Annotated in this window: 16 protein-coding genes and 1 tRNA gene; 9 read left to right on the forward strand and 8 right to left on the reverse strand. The window is 43.5% G+C overall.

Going from position 1 to position 18,030, the window contains the following annotated elements; genetic code table 11:
- Positions 1–13 precede the first annotated feature (13 nt).
- The 5 genes from KFO40_RS05315 (at position 14) to KFO40_RS05335 (ending at position 4,518) form a co-directional block, all read left to right on the forward strand.
- Positions 14–559 carry a 7-carboxy-7-deazaguanine synthase QueE gene (locus tag KFO40_RS05315; protein ID WP_044134310.1) on the forward strand — a complete coding sequence of 182 codons (546 nt, stop codon included), beginning with the start codon at positions 14–16 and terminating at the stop codon, positions 557–559.
- A gap of 51 nt (positions 560–610) precedes the next feature.
- The gene (locus tag KFO40_RS05320; RefSeq protein WP_211146158.1) at positions 611–1,351 is read left to right on the forward strand and encodes a (Fe-S)-binding protein; all 741 of its coding nucleotides are present in this window, start codon (positions 611–613) and stop codon (positions 1,349–1,351) included.
- On the forward strand, positions 1,348–2,733 hold the full coding sequence (locus KFO40_RS05325) for a lactate utilization protein B (RefSeq protein WP_004316181.1): 1,386 nt from the start codon (positions 1,348–1,350) through the stop codon (positions 2,731–2,733). The genes KFO40_RS05320 and KFO40_RS05325 overlap by 4 nt, the downstream gene beginning before the upstream one ends.
- Positions 2,730–3,311: a lactate utilization protein C gene (locus KFO40_RS05330; RefSeq protein ID WP_004316182.1), complete on the forward strand. Its 582-nt coding sequence runs from the start codon at positions 2,730–2,732 to the stop codon at positions 3,309–3,311. Before KFO40_RS05325 ends, KFO40_RS05330 begins: the two co-directional genes overlap by 4 nt.
- A 334-nt stretch (positions 3,312–3,645) precedes the next feature.
- The gene (locus KFO40_RS05335) at positions 3,646–4,518 is read left to right on the forward strand and encodes a pyridoxamine kinase (protein WP_004304792.1); all 873 of its coding nucleotides are present in this window, start codon (positions 3,646–3,648) and stop codon (positions 4,516–4,518) included.
- Between the two features lie 117 nt (positions 4,519–4,635).
- Here the strand turns inward: KFO40_RS05335 and KFO40_RS05340 are convergent, their stop codons facing one another.
- Genes KFO40_RS05340 through KFO40_RS05360 form a run of 5 tightly spaced genes read right to left on the reverse strand, consistent with a single transcriptional unit; the run spans position 4,636 to position 8,776 of the window.
- Positions 4,636–5,916, reverse strand: a complete 1,281-nt coding sequence (locus KFO40_RS05340; RefSeq protein WP_211146159.1) for an energy transducer TonB — start codon at positions 5,914–5,916, stop codon at positions 4,636–4,638.
- Entirely contained in the window at positions 5,913–6,485 is a 573-nt protein-coding gene (locus KFO40_RS05345) for an RNA polymerase sigma factor (protein ID WP_004325078.1), read from the reverse strand. The genes KFO40_RS05340 and KFO40_RS05345 overlap by 4 nt, the downstream gene beginning before the upstream one ends.
- Positions 6,486–7,142, reverse strand: a complete 657-nt coding sequence (locus KFO40_RS05350) for a lysophospholipid acyltransferase family protein (RefSeq protein WP_211146163.1) — start codon at positions 7,140–7,142, stop codon at positions 6,486–6,488.
- A 24-nt stretch (positions 7,143–7,166) separates the two neighbouring features.
- Positions 7,167–8,123, reverse strand: a complete 957-nt coding sequence (locus tag KFO40_RS05355; protein WP_004325080.1) for a phosphatidate cytidylyltransferase — start codon at positions 8,121–8,123, stop codon at positions 7,167–7,169.
- Positions 8,120–8,776: a CDP-alcohol phosphatidyltransferase family protein gene (locus tag KFO40_RS05360; RefSeq protein ID WP_211146160.1), complete on the reverse strand. Its 657-nt coding sequence runs from the start codon at positions 8,774–8,776 to the stop codon at positions 8,120–8,122. Before KFO40_RS05360 ends, KFO40_RS05355 begins: the two co-directional genes overlap by 4 nt.
- 190 nt (positions 8,777–8,966) lie before the next feature.
- On the opposite strand from KFO40_RS05360, the gene KFO40_RS05365 reads away from it, so the two are divergent.
- Entirely contained in the window at positions 8,967–10,817 is a 1,851-nt protein-coding gene (locus KFO40_RS05365; protein ID WP_211146161.1) for a vWA domain-containing protein, read from the forward strand.
- A gap of 259 nt (positions 10,818–11,076) precedes the next feature.
- On the opposite strand, the gene KFO40_RS05370 is transcribed toward KFO40_RS05365, so the two are convergent.
- The 3 genes from KFO40_RS05370 to KFO40_RS05380 form a co-directional block, all read right to left on the reverse strand.
- Positions 11,077–11,149: transfer RNA gene (locus tag KFO40_RS05370), tRNA-Trp, on the reverse strand.
- Positions 11,150–11,214: 65 nt separating this feature from the next.
- Positions 11,215–11,568 (reverse strand): arsenate reductase family protein, encoded by a 354-nt coding sequence (locus KFO40_RS05375; RefSeq protein ID WP_004308288.1) that lies wholly within the window; start codon positions 11,566–11,568, stop codon positions 11,215–11,217.
- A gap of 97 nt (positions 11,569–11,665) precedes the next feature.
- A complete protein-coding gene (locus KFO40_RS05380; protein WP_055235875.1) occupies positions 11,666–12,244 on the reverse strand; it encodes a uracil-DNA glycosylase family protein in 579 nt (192 codons plus the stop codon).
- A gap of 108 nt (positions 12,245–12,352) precedes the next feature.
- On the opposite strand from KFO40_RS05380, the gene KFO40_RS05385 reads away from it, so the two are divergent.
- The 3 genes from KFO40_RS05385 (at position 12,353) to KFO40_RS05395 (ending at position 17,876) form a co-directional block, all read left to right on the forward strand.
- Positions 12,353–15,484, forward strand: coding sequence for a SusC/RagA family TonB-linked outer membrane protein (locus KFO40_RS05385; RefSeq protein WP_211146164.1), 3,132 nt, complete (start codon positions 12,353–12,355; stop codon positions 15,482–15,484).
- 15 nt (positions 15,485–15,499) lie between these two features.
- Entirely contained in the window at positions 15,500–17,095 is a 1,596-nt protein-coding gene (locus KFO40_RS05390; protein WP_049703250.1) for a SusD/RagB family nutrient-binding outer membrane lipoprotein, read from the forward strand.
- A gap of 73 nt (positions 17,096–17,168) precedes the next feature.
- Positions 17,169–17,876 (forward strand): DUF5020 family protein, encoded by a 708-nt coding sequence (locus KFO40_RS05395; RefSeq protein WP_008021077.1) that lies wholly within the window; start codon positions 17,169–17,171, stop codon positions 17,874–17,876.
- The last annotated feature ends 154 nt before the right edge of the window (positions 17,877–18,030 follow it).

Consider the following 18,030-nt stretch of genomic DNA (forward strand, 5'->3'; position numbering starts at 1 on the left):
ACAAATTTTGATGATGAGAAAGATTAATGAAATCTTTTACAGCTTGCAGGGCGAAGGCTACCATACCGGAACTCCGGCCATCTTCGTCCGTTTTTCCGGCTGCAACCTGAAATGTGACTTTTGCGACACACAACACGAAGAAGGAAAAATGATGACCGACGATGAAATTATCGCCGAAGTGAAAAAATATCCTGCCGTCACCGTTGTCCTCACGGGCGGCGAACCTTCCTTATGGATAGACGATGAATTGATCGACCGTTTGCACCAAGCAGGCAAATATGTGACCATCGAAACCAACGGTACACGCCCCCTGCCGGCAACTATCGACTGGGTGACCTGCTCCCCCAAACAAGGGGCGAAACTTGCTATCGACCGGATGGATGAAGTGAAAGTGGTCTATGAAGGACAAGATATAAGTATTTTTGAACTACTTCCGGCCGAACATTTTTTCCTCCAGCCTTGTTCTTGTAATAACACTGCTTCAACAGTGGACTGTGTAATGCGACATCCCAAATGGAGACTCAGCCTGCAAACACACAAATTAATCGACATCCGTTGAACGAAATAGACGGGTGATGCGGAAGAAGCTTAAATTATTACAAAATATAGTATGAAAGTAGGTTTGTTTATTCCTTGTTATATCAATGCTATTTACCCCAATGTGGGAGTGGCATCGTATAGACTATTGAAAAGTTTAGGAGTAGACGTCGATTATCCGTTGGATCAGACTTGTTGCGGACAACCGATGGCAAATGCCGGTTTTGAAGATGAATCGATGAAATTGGCACTCCGTTTTGACGATCTGTTCCGTGAATACGATTACATCGTCGGCCCTTCCGCCAGTTGTGTGGCATTTGTGAAAGAGAATCATCCGGGCATTCTGGAAAAAGAAGGACATGTTTGTCAGAGTGCGGGAAAGATTTATGATATTTGTGAGTTCATTCACGATGTCTTGAAACCTTCCAAAATACCTGCACGCTTTCCTCATAAAGTCAGTATTCACAATAGCTGTCATGGGGTTCGCGAACTGTTGATTTCCGCTCCCACCGAACTGAACATCCCTTATTACAATAAATTGCGTGACCTGCTTAATCTGGTAGAAGGTATCGAAGTATTCGAGCCCAGCCATGTTGACGAGTGTTGCGGCTTTGGCGGAATGTTTGCGGTGGAAGAGCAGGCAGTCTCCGTCTGCATGGGGCGTGATAAGGTAAAAGATCATATCGCTACCGGAGCCGAGTATATTGTCGGAGCGGACAGTTCCTGCCTGATGCACATGCAAGGTGTCATCAAACGGGAGCATCTGCCTATTCAGATTATCCATATTGTAGAAATTCTAGCGTCGCAATCATGAGTACAAAACATTCAAAGGCTGCCGAAAAGTTCTTGCAGGACAGCAAGATGGCAGCATGGCATAACGAAACCCTTTGGATGGTCCGTGCCAAAAGGGACAAGATGAGCAAGGAAGTTCCCGAATGGGAAGAGTTGCGCAACAAGGCTTGCGAGTTGAAACTATACTCCAACAGCCACCTCGAAGAACTTCTGCTGGAGTTTGAGAAGAATGCTACCGCCAACGGCGCCATCGTACATTGGGCAAAAGATGCCGATGAATACTGCGCCATCGTCTACGAAATACTGAATGAGCATAACGTCCACCATTTCATCAAGAGCAAATCTATGCTCGCCGAAGAGTGTGGATTGAATCCTTTCCTGATGGAGCGGGGCATCGATGTTGTAGAGTCCGATTTGGGCGAACGCATCCTGCAACTGATGCATCTCGAACCGAGCCACATTGTACTGCCCGCCATTCACATCAAACGGGAACAGGTAGGCGAACTATTCGAAAAGGAGATGGGCACGGAAAAGGGAAACTTTGATCCTACCTACCTGACTCATGCCGCACGTAAGAACCTGCGCCATCTCTTCCTCAATGCCGAAGCCGCCATGACAGGCGCCAACTTTGCCGTCGCTTCAACCGGTGACATTGTGGTCTGCACCAATGAAGGAAATGCCGATATGGGTACTTCCTACCCGAAACTGAACATTGCCGCTTTCGGTATGGAAAAGATCGTCCCGGATCTGGACGCATTGGGTGTGTTCACCCGATTACTCGCCCGTTCGGCTACCGGACAACCGGTGACAACATATACTTCTCATTACCGTCGTCCCCGCGAAGGCGGTGAATATCATATTATCATCGTAGACAACGGCCGGAGTGCCTTACTGTCCAAGCCCGATCATATCAAGACACTGAACTGTATTCGTTGTGGTGCGTGCATGAATACCTGCCCGGTGTACCGCCGGAGTGGAGGCTACTCTTATACGTACTTCATCCCCGGACCTATTGGCATCAACTTGGGTATGGCTCACGCTCCGGAGAAATATTATGATAATCTTTCAGCCTGTTCTCTGTGTATGTCCTGTTCCGATGTCTGTCCGGTGAAAGTAGATTTGGCAGAACAGATTTACAAATGGCGTCAGGATTTGGACGGACTGGGGAAAGCCAATACGGGAAAGAAGATCATGTCCGGTGGTATGAAGTTCCTGATGGAGCGTCCGGCATTGTTCAACGCAGCCTTGTGGGCAGCCCCGGTGGTAAATAGCCTGCCTCGTTTCATGAAATACAACGATCTCGACGATTGGGGAAAGGGGCGTGAACTGCCGGAATTTGCCAGCGAGTCGTTCAATGAAATGTGGAAGAAAAACAAAGTACAAGGAAAGGAGGAATCCAAATGAGCAGTAGAGAAGATATATTAGCCAGCATCCGCCAGCATACGCAGACGCGTTATGATAAACCGGATATTGCGGATATGAAACGATTGTCATATCCTGACAGGATAGAGCAGTTCTGTGCAATCAGCCGTGCAGTGGGTGGTGCGGCAGTTGTATTGGGTGAAGGGGAAGATGTGAATACAGTCATAAGACGGACTTACCCGGATGCTATGCGCATTGCTTCCGTATTGCCGGATATTTCCTGTGCTACGTTCAATCCCGATAATTTGGATGATCCGAAAGAGTTGGACGGCACAGATGTTGCCGTAGTGAAAGGAGAAATCGGAGTAGCCGAAAACGGAGCCATCTGGATACCGCAGACGGTAAAATATAAAGCGATCTATTTTATCTCGGAGAAGTTGGTCATTCTGCTCGACCGGAATAAAATTGTAGATACCATGTATGACGCCTACCGCGAACTGGACGGACAGGAATATCAGTTCGGAACGTTCATCTCCGGTCCGTCAAAGACTGCTGATATTGAGCAGGCTTTAGTGATGGGAGCGCATGGGGCACGGGACGTGTTAGTGATATTAACCTAATGTTTCCGTGTTGATTATTCTAAAATAAATTTGGTTTCAAAACAATGGAGTTTTATATTTGTTAGTACAAACGAAATGGAGACTCCGTTGACGCTTAAAAACAGAGGCTCTATTGATAAGAAATAGAGCCTTTGTTTCATATAAACAGAGCTTCCGTTTGATGTAAATAGAGGCTCTGTTTGGATAAAGTCCGGTTTCCATCGGATGTAATAGAGTCTTTGGGAGAATATAGTCGAATCTCCTTTGATGTAAATAGGATATCTGTTTCTGTTTGTCCATAGTAGATAAATGAATTTGTAGGATAAGAGTAGTAAAACGTTTAATTATAAATTATATGTATGCCAATAAAGTAAAGAAAATAGCCGCCGTCCATGACCTTTCGGGAATGGGGCGCGTATCTCTGACCGTCGTCATTCCTATTCTTTCATCCATGGGTTTTCAAGTCTGTCCGCTTCCTACGGCTGTGTTATCCAATCATACGCAATATCCCGGTTTCTCCTTCCTCGACCTGACGGACGAAATGCCGAAGATTATTGCCCAATGGAAGAAACTGGAGGTAGAGTTCGACGCTATCTATACCGGATACTTGGGTTCTCCGAGACAAATTCAGATTGTTTCTGATTTTATCAGGGACTTTCGTCGGCCGGACAGCCTGATCGTTGCCGATCCGGTGTTGGGAGATAACGGACGGTTGTATACCAACTTTGATGGAGAGATGATAAAAGAGATGCGCCATTTAATCACGAAAGCAGATGTGATTACCCCCAATCTGACGGAACTGTTTTATTTATTGGATAAACCCTATAAAGCAGATAACACGGATGAAGAGCTGAAAGAATATCTTCGTCTTTTGTCTGATAAAGGTCCGCAAGTGGTTATCATCACCAGTGTTCCTGTACATGATGAGCCTCATAAAACATCTGTCTATGCTTATAACCGTCAGGGAAACCGCTACTGGAAAGTGACCTGCCCTTATCTGCCTGCACATTATCCCGGCACGGGCGATACTTTTACAAGTGTCATCACCGGCTCTTTGATGCAGGGAGACAGTCTGCCGATGGCATTGGACCGTGCCACACAGTTTATCCTGCAAGGTATTCGTGCCACTTTCGGGTATGAATATGATAACCGCGAGGGTATTCTATTGGAGAAAGTGCTTCATAATTTGGATATGCCAATACAGATGGCTAGTTACGAACTGATTTAAGATAGGCTTTGTGTTGTTATTACTATGCCAATAGGTTGGCACAACAATGCCACCTTGTTTGCACATTTGTGCCACTGTGTTGGCACAAATGTGCCTTCTTATTGGTATTTATTAAGTTCAGAATCGTACTGTTACTCTTGCCGGGAGTTTTCCACTTGTCCACTTAGGCCCTTCTTTGACAAGCCGGATGGCTTCTTTATCAGCGAATTCACATAATCCATGAATAACAGTGATATTTTGTGGCTTTCCTTCTTCATCAACAAAGAAAGAAAGGACTACCTCCCCCTTAATATCTTTACAGTTATCATCCGTTGGACGAACGAGATTCTCTTTCAGGTATTTCTGATAGCTACGTTTACCGATGACAGGTTGCGGAGTGATCTCTTTCTCTGCCTGTTCCTTAACCTTCGCATCGCTTCCGAGGGTTGTTGACTTCTTATTTTTCTTAGCGCCATATCCCACTACCACCACTTCGTTAAGTGCCTGTTTGTTTTCGTTCATGGCAATGAGCATCGTCCGGCTGGTATCTATCCGGATTTCTACCGGATTATATCCGATATACTCCGCTGTCAATCGTTTCTTATCATCCTTTTTGACTAACGAAAATTCTCCATTCATATTTGTGATGGTTCCGATATTCGTTCCTTTATATGTCACACTGGCTCCGATAAGCGGTTCTCCTTTTTCGTCGGTCACTCTCCCTTTAATCATATTCTTTTGAGGAAGGATAGTCGCTACCTTAGCCAACTTCATTTTCTTATCAGATTCAGATTCGAAAGTATCCATCGTTGCTACTACTTCTTGCAATGCGGCAGTCTCTTCCGACACTTCCTCCATCACCGGCACAGTTGCCACAGGTACACCTTGTTGTGGTTGGGAAGTCGCTTGGATTTTGGCAATCATATCTTTCTTATCCGCTTGTCTTGCAGTAATTTCGGAAACAGGAGTGGAATCTTCGGAAGCAGGAGTGGAATCTGTTTTTACCTTTGCGGTAGCCAATGCGATTTCCTTTTGTGGAGTTGCCGGAACTGTTGGAGTTGCAGGAATGGCCGGAGTGGGCGGAACTGCGGGTTCAGCCAACTTGGAGGAAACACTCTCTTTGGCAATGAACACTTCGTCCGTCATACTCTTTTTCAGGAACAGGAAATAACTGCTGATACCGAATCCGATAGCCAGACAGGCAGCGATGCTCCAAGTGATAGCACGGGTGTTCTTTTTCTTTGCCGAATGAGCTGAAACCTGCATCCGCAGTTTCTCGATCTGTTGTTCGTGATTTCCCTCCACTTGGCTGTAACCATCCATAGCATCGGCCAGGAAAGGATCCTGCATCGACTCTCGTTCCAGTCGGTGTGCCTCTTTTCCTTTGCGGAGTCCTCGTATGTAGTCCAATAGTTTCATAGGGCTTGTTTCTTGATACAAATTTTTAAATTTCGCTTTCCGTTCTGGATATAGCTTTTCACATTGTTCAGAGTAAATCCGGTTTGTTCCACAATGTCGGCATACGACATCTCTTCCAGAAAGAAACGCGTAATACTGGTCCGTTGTTCTTCGGGCAACTTTTCGAGACAGTGATGTAATGCCTTCAGTTGTTCCTCCGAACTTTCCTCTTCACTTAATAGATGCAGAAATTCGTCAGATTCCATAATATTAACCGTATAATCTAACGGAATTTCTTTATTTTCCTTCCGTAAAAGTTGCAGGCAATGATTCTTCGCCACCCGGTAGAGCCATGGCTTGAAAACTTTTATCTCATAATTTCCCAGTTTAGGCAATAAATCTTCAAACAACTGCATGACTGCTTCCTGTGCCCGGTCTTCATCATGCAGGTATTTCAAGCAAAGCCCGTACAGTAACGGGATATATCGGTTATATAATTCACCGAAATATTCCGTATCGCCGGACTTCGTATAGTGTATCAGTAATTCCTCGTCCGATAGTTTCGATATGTTTCTTTTGAAAAACAACATCTATTCCTCTTCTTCGTCGATAACAACTTGATATTTTTCTTTCATTCTTTCAAAATCACCTGTTATCTGCTCTAATATTTCATGTGTATCCGTACTCTTTACCAAAGTGGGCATACCATAATAGATAGATGCTTTGTATGGCAACAGGATCATCTTTCCTTTGGGTAAAGAGCGTCCCATACCGGTCATGAATACAGGAATATATTTCACTTCAGGTCGTAGCGACAGGATACGGGCAATGCCGGATTTTATTTTTCCCATCTGCTCCGGTTTCCCTCTGGTTCCTTCCGGAAAAAGAATCAGTGAATATCCGGCATCAATGGCTTCAAGCATCTTACGGATCGGATCGTGCTCCGAATCTTTTTCCCCTTTTCTTCTGATAAGAAGCGTATTGATGAAAAAGTTGCTGATAGAAGCCTGAAAGCGGGTTTTCCCGAAATAGTCTTCTGCTGCTACGGGTTTGACTTTCCACAAAAGTTCGCCGGGTAGGGAAGCCAACAGGCTTAGGGTGTCCAGGTGACTGTTATGGTTGGCAAGGATAATGAATTGCTTTTCTTTTTTAAGGAAGCGGCAATCGGTGAACTGAACCCCTACGATTAATTTCAGGAACCATTGGAAAACACCTTTATATATAATCTGCATGGCAGCAGCTTGCATGACTCTTTTTTCCATTCTCTCCGTTTAATATGCAATGTAATAAACTAAATGAAAAAATACAGGAGCAGTGTAGGACAGCGAATCTATCCGGTCGAATACTCCTCCATGACCGGGAATACTGTTCCCCATATCTTTAATTCCTTTATCTCTCTTGATAGCGGAGATGACCACGTCTCCCGAGAAGCCGGCAATCGCAAGGAGGGCGCTAACCAGAATAACGTTGGGAGCGGAGAGGGGAGTCAGGAAACCGAGGAAGTAACCAATGACAGTGGTACTGATGACACCGCCCAGGAAACCTTCCCATGTCTTGTTCGGACTTACTTTCGGAAGAATCTTATGCCGTCCGAGAAGTTTGCCCCAGATAAATTGCATGATGTCATTGATTTCCGTAAGGAATACAAGGAACAACAGCAGACCCCGTCCTCCGGAACTGAATCCCGGTAGTTCAGGAAGCGACAGGAGATAAGCGAGGTGGCTGATACCGAATACGGAAAGCATCAGAATCCATTGCAAGAGTGCCATCGACTTGGTGATTCCGTGTGTGTCTCCCTTTAAAACCAGCCGTAAAGGCAATACGAGGAACATGACTACCGGAATGAAGATGATGAATGCTCCATACCAGGCAAGGTAAGCCAGATAATATTGAATGGGGATAGCCAGTATGCCCCAAAACAGTGCTCCGCGATCTGCCTCTCTGAATCCCAATACTGAATAAAGTTCTCTGAAAGCAATGAAAGAGAGAAAGGCAAGGAAGAAATAAGAAATGTTATAGCTGATAAATACAGCACCGATAAACATACCCGCCATGATCCACCATGAGCGCGTGCGTGCGGCGAGTTCGCTGATATTTGTTTTCGGAGATATCTTTTTTACAAGGAAAAGAATAAGGCTTGCCGTAACAAGCAGTCCGATGATAAGCGAGATGACAATAATCAACTCATCGCTTAGTGTAGGGAATATTTTATCCAGTAGATTTTTCATTTTATTTCAGTGTTTGTTGTGTGTGACATGAGGTACAGGCGATGTATCAGTGTCGCGATAAGACCGATGTTGATAATGATTAGAGCGATGAAGCATACCATCCGGTCGTATCCTGAATGGATGGTGCAGGTGGCGACTACAAAGGTCAGCGTCAGCAATGCCATGCGGTGTTGTTTGGCCATCGGACCATTAAAGAAATGCTGATGTGTTTTATAGGCTCCTATCCAGCGGAAATAAGCTGTCATAACAGCAAGAAGGGCGCCCAGCCATCCCAATTCGACTCCGAATCCACCTGCTACATACCCGACGGGAATGATGAACAATGCATCAGCAAAACGGTCGGGCATATCGTTATAAAGATCTCCGTTGGCACTTTTCTTTCCTCCTTCAATGGCAACCATCCCATCGAACAGGTTGCAAAGCAACCGCGACTGCATACAAACGATGAACAGGATATAGGCTACATATTTATTGAAGTCGGGATAAATAACTGTGCCAATCAGCAGGAGGCAACCTACCATAGCGAAGAATACACTCATCATGGAAATTTGATTGGGAGTGACCCCCCAACGAGTTAGTTTGCGGGCAATGTTATTAGCCCAGCCCGTGTTTCGCGAGGCTATTTCCCGCCTTCCATCGACTTCGTTTTTCATATTTGTGATATGTTTATGATTCGCAAATATACACATCATCTGATGAGTGGCAAAGGAATGAGGGAGAATTTTGAAAGGACTCTTTTTTTCTGCCGGATAAAAAAAAGTTCAAGTTATTTATGGAATCAGTGTGAAATCTGCATCTCTATAGTAAAAGCGAACTATTAGTAACATTTTAAATAATGAAGTTATGAAAACAAATCAATTCAGAGCGATGATGCTCGTACTGCTGATGGCAGTTGTTTCTTTAGGGATGGTGAACGCGCAAGCTATTATCGTGTCGGGTACTGTGACGGATGCAAAGGATGGAACTCCGCTTGTCGGCTGTTCGGTACAGATAAAGGGTACTACGAAAGGTACAGTAACGAATATGAAAGGTCAGTACACGATTCATGCTAAGAAAGGGGAAACATTGTTGTTCCAGTATATCGGGTATAAGCAAGAGAGAAGGGTGGTAAAATCGGCCACGCTGGATGTGAAGATGAAAGCTGACGAACTGGTATTGGAAGAATGTGTGGTGGTAGGATACGGCCATGAGACAAGAGCTGCAAAAGTGATGTCTACTGCTTATATGGCAGTATGTCCGACTCCGGGAATCATGTATGATGCTGCAAATGCGGAAGAATACGGAGAGTTTCAGGAGAATGGTTTCAAGAGTGTGTCGGATGCTCCGCTTTCTACTTTCTCTATTGATGTAGACGCCGCTTCTTATAGTAATATGCGTCGTTTTATCAATAAAGGTGAACTGCCTCCGGTTGATGCTATCCGTACAGAAGAATTAGTGAACTACTTTTCTTATGATTATCCGAAGCCGACAGGAAGTGATCCTGTGAAAATTACCATGGAATCCGGAGCTTGTCCCTGGAATACAAATCACCGTCTTGTACGTATCGGGCTGAAAGCAAAAGAAATCCCGACGGATAATCTGCCTGCATCCAATCTGGTATTCCTGATTGATGTCTCCGGTTCTATGTGGGGAGCCAACCGGTTGGATTTGGTGAAGTCATCTCTCAAATTATTGGTAAATAACTTACGTGATAAAGATAAAGTAGCGATTGTGACTTATTCAGGTAGTGCCGGTGTGAAACTGGAAGCAACTCCGGGTAGCGACAAACAGAAGATTCGCGAAGCGATAGATGAATTAACGGCGGGTGGCTCTACGGCAGGTGGTGCAGGTATCTTGTTAGCGTATAAAATAGCCAAGAAGAATCTGATCTCTAACGGCAATAACCGTATCATACTTTGTTCCGATGGTGATTTTAATGTGGGCGTTTCTTCCGCTGAAGGATTGGAACAATTGATTGAAAAAGAGCGCAAGAGTGGAGTATTCCTTACCGTACTGGGTTATGGCATGGGCAATTATAAAGATAAGAAGATTCAGGTGTTGGCTGAAAAGGGAAATGGCAATCATGCTTATATAGATAATTTGCAGGAAGCCAACCGTGTTTTGGTAGGCGAGTTCGGTGCCACACTGCATACAGTGGCAAAAGATGTCAAACTGCAAGTCGAATTTAATCCTTCCCAAGTGCAGGCATATCGTCTGGTTGGTTACGAAAGTCGTCTGTTGAAAGACGAGGATTTTAATAATGACGCTAAAGATGCTGGAGATATGGGTGCGGGACATACAGTGACTGCCTTTTACGAAGTGATTCCTACGGGAGTAAAGAATGAATATGTAGGTAAAATAGACGACTTGAAATATCAGAAGAAAGAGAAAGTGTCCGTGAAGCCGACAGGCTCTAATGAACTCCTGACTGTGAAACTGCGTTATAAAGCTCCGGATAAAGATGTCAGCAAGAAAATGGAACTTCCTTTCGTAGATAATAAAGGAAATAATGTTTCTTCCGATTTCCGCTTTGCTTCTGCAGTGGCTATGTTCGGACAGTTACTTCGGGAGTCTGACTTTAAAGGAAATGCCAGTTACGACAAAGTGATTGATCTGGCCAAACAGGGACTGAATAATGATGATAAAGGATATAGAAGAGAATTCATTCGTTTGGTTGAGGCTGCTAAAGGATTGGAAAGAACAAATAAGAACTAGGAAAGCAAACAGGAGTCATTGGAAATGTACATCATATTATTATGCGTAATATTCACTGATATGAATAAACGTACAATTCCAGATAGATAATCCTAGAAAATAATAGTGACGGTATATGCTCGGGATAGTGACGCTATCACTGTTGTATACCGTCACTATCTTTGCCGGATACCGTCACTATAATTAATTTCGTCCGAAATTCGTCTGACCTAAAACGAAAAATAGCCATAAACTTATCGTTTACAGCTATTTAACTCTGCACGGGAGGAGAGGCTCGAACTCCCGACACCCGGTTTTGGAGACCGGTGCTCTACCAACTGAGCTACTCCCGTGTTTGCGGCTGCAAAGGTAGTAGAAACTTCTGAATCTCCAAACATTCGGGTAAATAAGTTTTGAATTATTTTAATTTTTCCCACTCATCGGGCTTGAAACCGACCAGAACGAAGCTGTCTGTCACTACCAATGGACGTTTCACCAATTTACCGTTCGTTGCCAAGAGTGCTATCTGTTCTTCCTCACTCATAGCAGGCAGCTTCTCGCTTAGTTTCAGCTCTTTATATACTAATCCACTCGTGTTGAAGAATTTCTTCACCGGTAAACCGCTACGTGGAATCCATGCTTTTAATTCTTCAACTGTAGGATTTTCTTCTACAATTAATCGGTTTGTAAACTCAATGTTATTTTCTGTTAACCATTTCTTGGCTTTCTGGCATGTGCTGCATGCCGGGTACTGCAAAAATAATGTTGCCATATTCATTTATAATTTAATTCTTACTATGTAATACTTAACACTTAATACTTAACACTTAATACTTAATACTTGATACCTAATACTTACTACTTAAACCTCACCTCAATATCTGCAAATCCTGAAACATAATCCGGTAAGCGGCTGCTTTCTTGTCCAACGCCAGTGGATATGCTCTTGATGATGAAGGCATCCGGTAAAGCCGCATGGCGCGTCCTTCAAAAACGAACTCGGAGTAATCGCCTACTTTCGGCTCTTCTATTTCGAATTGCTGCCGGAGAGTGTCCGTTGCTTTTTGCCCCGTAGTGACGATGGCTTTACATTCGGGAAGTTGTCGCAGCAATGCTGCTACATCGGTAGCCTCCACTACTTCGAGAAACTTATCCGATGCGTTATCCTGCAACCGGCGGATGGATGAAGCGGTATCAAACAGGGCAATTCCCTTTTCGTTCAAAAAGTCTATGATTTGCTCACGACAAAACGATTTTAGTGTCGAATTCAGAAAATGATTCTTATCATTAAAGAATAAGGTTCCATATATACGCCACATGTCATTGTTTAGGTTTGGATAATAAAAATCCATCGACCATCTTTTTTTCTGTGGCGGGAAACTGCCCAGCATAAGCAATTTTGATTTCGCTGGGAGAAATGGTTCTAGCGGATGTGTTTCGATTTCCATGTTATCGTTCATTTTAATTTCGTACAAAAATAGTGATAATGTTTATTTCCCTCAAAATCAATGAGAAAAAATGCTAGATTTAAAATATTTAGTTATTTTTGCGGTGTGATGAACAAACAGTATCTTATTATATCATTGAAAAAAGAAATTTTAGTAAGTTGTTTCTTAATGAGCTTATTTTTCCTGGAGGGTGGGAATTGTTATGCTTCGGAGCAACAACTGTTAAGAGGGACGATAGAAACTCCTTCTGACAATTATACCGTGAGAGGGCGTGTTATTGATGTCTATGGTGAACCACTAATCGGTGCTACAATACGAGAGAAAGGGGGAGCCAATGGTACTGTGACCGATATTGATGGACGATTCTTTTTATCTGTTCCGGATAGTGCTGTCTTGCAGGTTTCTTTTGTAGGTTACAAGACTTTAGAAGTCAATGTGACAGGTCGGACTATGCTTGAAATACGCCTTCAGGAAGACGCGGTGATGCTTGATCATGTCATCGTAACAGCCTTGGGAATTGAAAAGGATGAAGCTACACTGGCTTATTCTGCGCAGAAAATCAAAGGTGAGGAACTGAATCGTATAAAAGAAATAAATATGATTACTGCCCTGGCGGGAAAAGCAGCCGGTGTACAAATCAATAAAAACTCTTCCGGAATGGGAGGGTCTGCCAAAGTCAGTCTCCGGGGAATCCGTTCGGTGTCCGGTGATAATCAACCGCTGTATGTGATAGACGGAGTGCCGATGTCGAATACCTCTTCCGAGCAGGCTTATTCGGCTATTGGAGGTACGGCGAATGCCGGCAACCGTGATGGAGGAGATGGGATTTCTAACCTGAACCCGGAAGATGTGGAAAGCATCAGTATCTTGAAAGGTGCTCCAGCAGCAGCTTTATATGGTAGCATGGCTGCTAACGGGGTCATTCTTATCACTACTAAAAAAGAGAATTCTGTCGGGCAAAGGAATATTAATTTCTCTACAGGACTAACTTTCGAGAAAGCATTCAGCCTGCCTAAAATGCAAAATCGTTACGGTGTCAGTGATGTGGTAGACAGCTGGGGTGAGAAAGATAATCTGACGGCTCATGATAACCTGAATGATTTTTTCCGTACCGGATTGACCTCAATGACTTCTGTGTCCGTCAGCTATGGAAATGAAACTCTACAAACTTATTTCTCCTATGCCAACACCACTGGAAAGGGGATTATGGATAAAAACAAGCTGAAGAAACATAATATAAACCTACGCGAAACAGCTACCATGTTCAACAAACGTTTGAAACTGGATGGTAATGTGAATGTAATGAAACAGACTGTTGAGAATAAGCCGGTATCGGGAGGTTTTTATATGAATCCGTTGGTAGGGCTTTATCGTTTTCCTCGTGGTGAGAATCTGTCTTATTATAAAGACCATTTTGAAACCTATGACGAAGAACGGAATTTGAATGTGCAAAACTGGCATACATTTACCGAAGGCTTCGAACAGAATCCATATTGGATAGTGAACCGTATACAAAGTAAAGAAACGCGTACGCGCATTATCCTTTCCCTTTCGGCAAACTTTAAGATAAATGATTGGTTGACTATTCAAGCTCGTGGCAACATGGACTACTGGGCTGACAAGTTGCGTCAGAAATTCTATGCGTCTACCGCTACTGCCCTGTGTGGAGCGAACGGTCGATATATTGAAATGGATTATCAGGAAACGCAGATGTATGGTGATGTCATGGCGATGTTTAAGAAAACCTGGGGAGATTTTACACTGGATGCGGCTATTGGCGGTAGTATAAATGATCGAATCAGAAACTCGACCCGTTATGATTCCAAGAATGCTTCTCTGAAGTTTGCTAATGTATTTAATATTGCCAATATCATCATGAACAGTTCTGCCAGTATTGACCAGAAAATAGATGAGCATCGTCAGCTTCAATCTATTTTCGGTACAGCACAGATTGGCTACAAGGAAAAATTATTTCTTGATTTGACAGCTCGTAATGACTGGGCATCAACCTTGGCTTATACTGAACATGAGAAAGCGGGATTTGCTTATCCTTCCGTTGGTCTTTCCATATTGCTTGATAAATGGGTGAAGCTGCCCGAATGGATTTCTTTTGCGAAACTGCGTGGTGCCTATAGTAAAGTGGGGAACGATATTCCTGTATTTGTCACTAATTCCGCTTCGCATATCAGTGCCGGTGGCGAGATACAGGCAAATGATGCCGCTCCTTTCAAAGATATGGAGCCGGAAATGACTCATGCCATGGAATTCGGAACGGAATGGAGATTCTTCCAACATCGGTTAGGAATCAATCTGACCTATTATCGTACCAACACTTATAATCAGTTCTTCAAACTTCCTGCTCTTGCAGGTGACAAGTATGCTTTCCGATATGTAAATGCTGGGAATATCCAAAACCAAGGATGGGAAGTGACACTGAACGGAACTCCGATACTGACTTCTGATTTCACCTGGAAAACTTCCATCAACTTCTCTACCAACAAGAATAAGATCGTGAAGCTGCACGACGAGTTGAAAGAATTGGTCTACGGACCTACGAGCTTTTCTTCCAGTTATGCAATGAAACTGGTGAAAGGTGGTTCTATCGGTGATATCTATGGTAAAGCCTTTGTGCGTGATGCCGCAGGAAACATTGTTTATGAAACAGAAGGAGATTACAAAGGACTTCCATTGGTGGAAGGTGACGGAAATACGGTGAAAGTAGGAAATGCCAACCCTGTCTTTATGATGGGATGGGATCACACATTCTCTTACAAAGGATTCAGCCTTTATTTCCTGCTTGACTGGCGTTACGGAGGAAAAGTCCTTTCGCAGACACAAGCGGAAATGGATCTCTATGGCGTATCGGAAATTACGGCTGATGCACGCGACAGAGGATATGTGATGCTTGAAGGTCAGCAGATCGATAATGTGAAAGGATTCTATAAAAATGTAGTGGGCGGGCGTGCCGGAGTGACAGAGTATTATATGTATGATGCCACTAATTTACGGTTACGCGAAGTATCGTTGAGCTACAATTTCTCAAAGAAGTGGATACAAAAAACGAAGGTTCTGAAAGATGTGCAGCTTTCGTTTGTGGCCCGCAATCTATGTTTCTTATATAAGAAAGCTCCTTTTGATCCGGATTTGGTACTTTCCACCGGGAATGATAACCAAGGGATTGAAGTATTCGGAATGCCTACGACCCGTAGTTTGGGCTTTACTCTGAAATGTGAATTTTAAAGGTAGGAGAGAGAAATGAAGAGAAAATATGTATATTTATACTTGCTGGGCTTACTGCTCTTTTCTGTAGCATGTACCGGTAATTTCCGTGATTACAATACCGACTTGTCCGGAATCACGGATGATGACCTGATTATTGACGACAATGGTTATGGAATCCGTTTGGGCATTATTCAGCAGGGTATTTATTTTAATTATGATTTCGGAAAAGGGAAGAACTGGCCTTTCCAGCTGATACAGAATCTGAACGCAGATATGTTTGGTGGATATATGCATGACGGTAAACCCTTGAACGGAGGTTCGCATAATTCCGACTATAATATGCAGGATGGTTGGAACAGCGCCATGTGGACGCATATGTATTCTTATATTTTCCCGCAGATATACCAATCGGAGAATGCTACCCGGAATACACATCCTGCTTTGTTCGGGATCACGAAAATATTAAAGGTAGAAGCCATGCATCGTGTGACGGATTATTATGGTCCCATCATTTATAAGAATTTTGCGAATGCAGAAAACCACTACCGTCCTGATAAACAAAAAGATGTTTATTATGAGTTTTTCAATGAACTCGATTCTGCCGTGGTTGCCCTCACCGGTTATATAGAGGAGAAACCGGAATTCAATGGATTTGCACGTTTTGATATTTTGTTGGATGGTAAATACCCTTCCTGGGTAAAGTTTGCCAATTCGTTGCGTTTGCGTCTAGCTATGCGTATTGCCTCTGTTGCCCCCGATAAGGCACGTGCTGAAATACAGAAAATAAAAGAAAACGATTACGGCTTCTTTGAAGCGGAAACAGGCGGAGCTGTTGTTTCTACCAAATCCGGATATACCAATCCATTGGGAGAACTTAATCGTGTGTGGAATGAAACTTACATGAGTGCGAATATGGAATCAATCTTGGTGGGATATAATGATCCCCGTCTTGGAATTTATTTCGAACTCTGTACGGATGAAACCCTGAAAGGACAATATCGTGGAATTCGTCAGGGGACATGTTTTGCTCATAGTCATTATTCCGGATTGTCGAAGCTGTTTGTCAAGCAAAGCACCGATGCGCCTCTGATGACTGCTTCGGAAGTTTGGTTTCTGCGTGCCGAAGCTGCATTGCGCGGGTGGACGGATGAAGATGAAGAAACCTGTTATCAGAACGGTGTAACTACTTCTTTCCATCAATGGGGAATCTATGGCGTAGAAGATTATCTGCAAAGTGAACAGACCGCCTCCGACTTTATAGACACGTATGATGAAGAAAATAATATAGAGGCCCGTTGTAAAGTCTCTCCCAAATGGAATCCGCTGGATGATAAGGAAACGAAACTGGAGAAGATCATTACGCAGAAGTGGATTGCTATGTTTCCGGAAGGTTGCGAAGCTTGGGCAGAACAAAGACGAACAGGGTATCCCCGTTTATTTCCCGTACGATTCAACCATAGCAGAAACGGTTCTATCGACACGGAGATTATGGTGCGCCGTCTAAACTTCCCCGGTACCTTACAGACGGAAGACCCGGAACAATATTCCGCGCTTGTGGAAGCTTTAGGAGGAAACGATCATGGAGGTACAAGGCTTTGGTGGGACACGGGAAATAATAACCTGGAATAAAAAAAGATAAAAGTAGTGTGTTTATATGTGTAGCTTTAACTATTTTTGCATCTTCATTTAAACACATTTACTTATGAAACAGATTATCTCTGCTCTTTTCCTTTGTATGTTGCTCTCTGCCGTACCGGGATTGCAGGCGCAAAACATCCAGTTACATTATGATTTTGGACGTTCTTTGTATGATAAAGATTTGCAAGGTCGTCCGCTGTTAACTTCCACAGTAGAGAAGTTTCATCCTGATACTTGGGGAAGTACTTATTTCTTTGTCGATATGGATTATACCTCCGAAGGTGTCGCTGCTGCTTATTGGGAAATAGCCCGTGAAGTGAAATTCTGGAAAGGTCCTTTCTCTGCGCATCTTGAATATAACGGTGGATTATCCAAAGGTATGTCTTATAAAAATGCTTATCTGGCAGGAGCCACGTATACCTTTAATAATGCTTCTTTTTCCAAAGGCTTCACACTGACCGCCATGTATAAGTATATTCAGAAACACTCATCACCCAACAACTTCCAGTTGACAGGTACATGGTACGTAAACTTCTGCCGTAACCTGCTCACTTTCTCCGGCTTTGCCGACTGGTGGCGTGAAGAAACGAACTACGGAAAGACTATCTTCCTCTCCGAACCACAATTTTGGGTAAACCTGAATCAAATCAAGGGAGTAAATAAAAACTTCAATCTAAGCGTTGGCTCCGAAGTCGAATTGAGCAACAACTTTGGTGGTCGCGATGGCTTTTATGTGATCCCGACGCTTGCTCTGAAATGGACGCTGAACTAAAAAAATCGAACCAAAAATCGAACCAAAAAACGGATTAAAAAGCGAGTTAAAAGAAATAGAGTAAAAAGAAGTCAGGCTAAAAGAATCCGAACTTCAGAGGAATCTCCGTTTATCCCTTTGTGGAACTTACAAAATATATAGAACAACCTATTAA

This window comes from Bacteroides sp. 1001302B_160321_D4 (assembly GCF_015667765.1).
In the GTDB taxonomy this organism is placed as follows: Bacteria; Bacteroidota; Bacteroidia; order Bacteroidales; family Bacteroidaceae; genus Bacteroides; species Bacteroides xylanisolvens.

Excerpts from the sequence above, each read along its gene's own strand:
- KFO40_RS05315 (WP_044134310.1), top strand. The coding sequence starts at position 14 with ATGAGAAAGATTAATGAAATCTTTTACAGCTTGCAGGGCGAAGGCTAC.
- KFO40_RS05320 (WP_211146158.1), top strand. The coding sequence starts at position 611 with ATGAAAGTAGGTTTGTTTATTCCTTGTTATATCAATGCTATTTACCCC.
- KFO40_RS05325 (WP_004316181.1), top strand. The coding sequence starts at position 1,348 with ATGAGTACAAAACATTCAAAGGCTGCCGAAAAGTTCTTGCAGGACAGC.
- KFO40_RS05330 (WP_004316182.1), top strand. The coding sequence starts at position 2,730 with ATGAGCAGTAGAGAAGATATATTAGCCAGCATCCGCCAGCATACGCAG.
- KFO40_RS05335 (WP_004304792.1), top strand. The coding sequence starts at position 3,646 with ATGTATGCCAATAAAGTAAAGAAAATAGCCGCCGTCCATGACCTTTCG.
- KFO40_RS05340 (WP_211146159.1), bottom strand. The coding sequence starts at position 5,916 with ATGAAACTATTGGACTACATACGAGGACTCCGCAAAGGAAAAGAGGCA.
- KFO40_RS05345 (WP_004325078.1), bottom strand. The coding sequence starts at position 6,485 with ATGTTGTTTTTCAAAAGAAACATATCGAAACTATCGGACGAGGAATTA.
- KFO40_RS05350 (WP_211146163.1), bottom strand. The coding sequence starts at position 7,142 with ATGCAAGCTGCTGCCATGCAGATTATATATAAAGGTGTTTTCCAATGG.
- KFO40_RS05355 (WP_004325080.1), bottom strand. The coding sequence starts at position 8,123 with ATGAAAAATCTACTGGATAAAATATTCCCTACACTAAGCGATGAGTTG.
- KFO40_RS05360 (WP_211146160.1), bottom strand. The coding sequence starts at position 8,776 with ATGAAAAACGAAGTCGATGGAAGGCGGGAAATAGCCTCGCGAAACACG.
- KFO40_RS05365 (WP_211146161.1), top strand. The coding sequence starts at position 8,967 with ATGAAAACAAATCAATTCAGAGCGATGATGCTCGTACTGCTGATGGCA.
- KFO40_RS05375 (WP_004308288.1), bottom strand. The coding sequence starts at position 11,568 with ATGGCAACATTATTTTTGCAGTACCCGGCATGCAGCACATGCCAGAAA.
- KFO40_RS05380 (WP_055235875.1), bottom strand. The coding sequence starts at position 12,244 with ATGGAAATCGAAACACATCCGCTAGAACCATTTCTCCCAGCGAAATCA.
- KFO40_RS05385 (WP_211146164.1), top strand. The coding sequence starts at position 12,353 with ATGAACAAACAGTATCTTATTATATCATTGAAAAAAGAAATTTTAGTA.
- KFO40_RS05390 (WP_049703250.1), top strand. The coding sequence starts at position 15,500 with ATGAAGAGAAAATATGTATATTTATACTTGCTGGGCTTACTGCTCTTT.
- KFO40_RS05395 (WP_008021077.1), top strand. The coding sequence starts at position 17,169 with ATGAAACAGATTATCTCTGCTCTTTTCCTTTGTATGTTGCTCTCTGCC.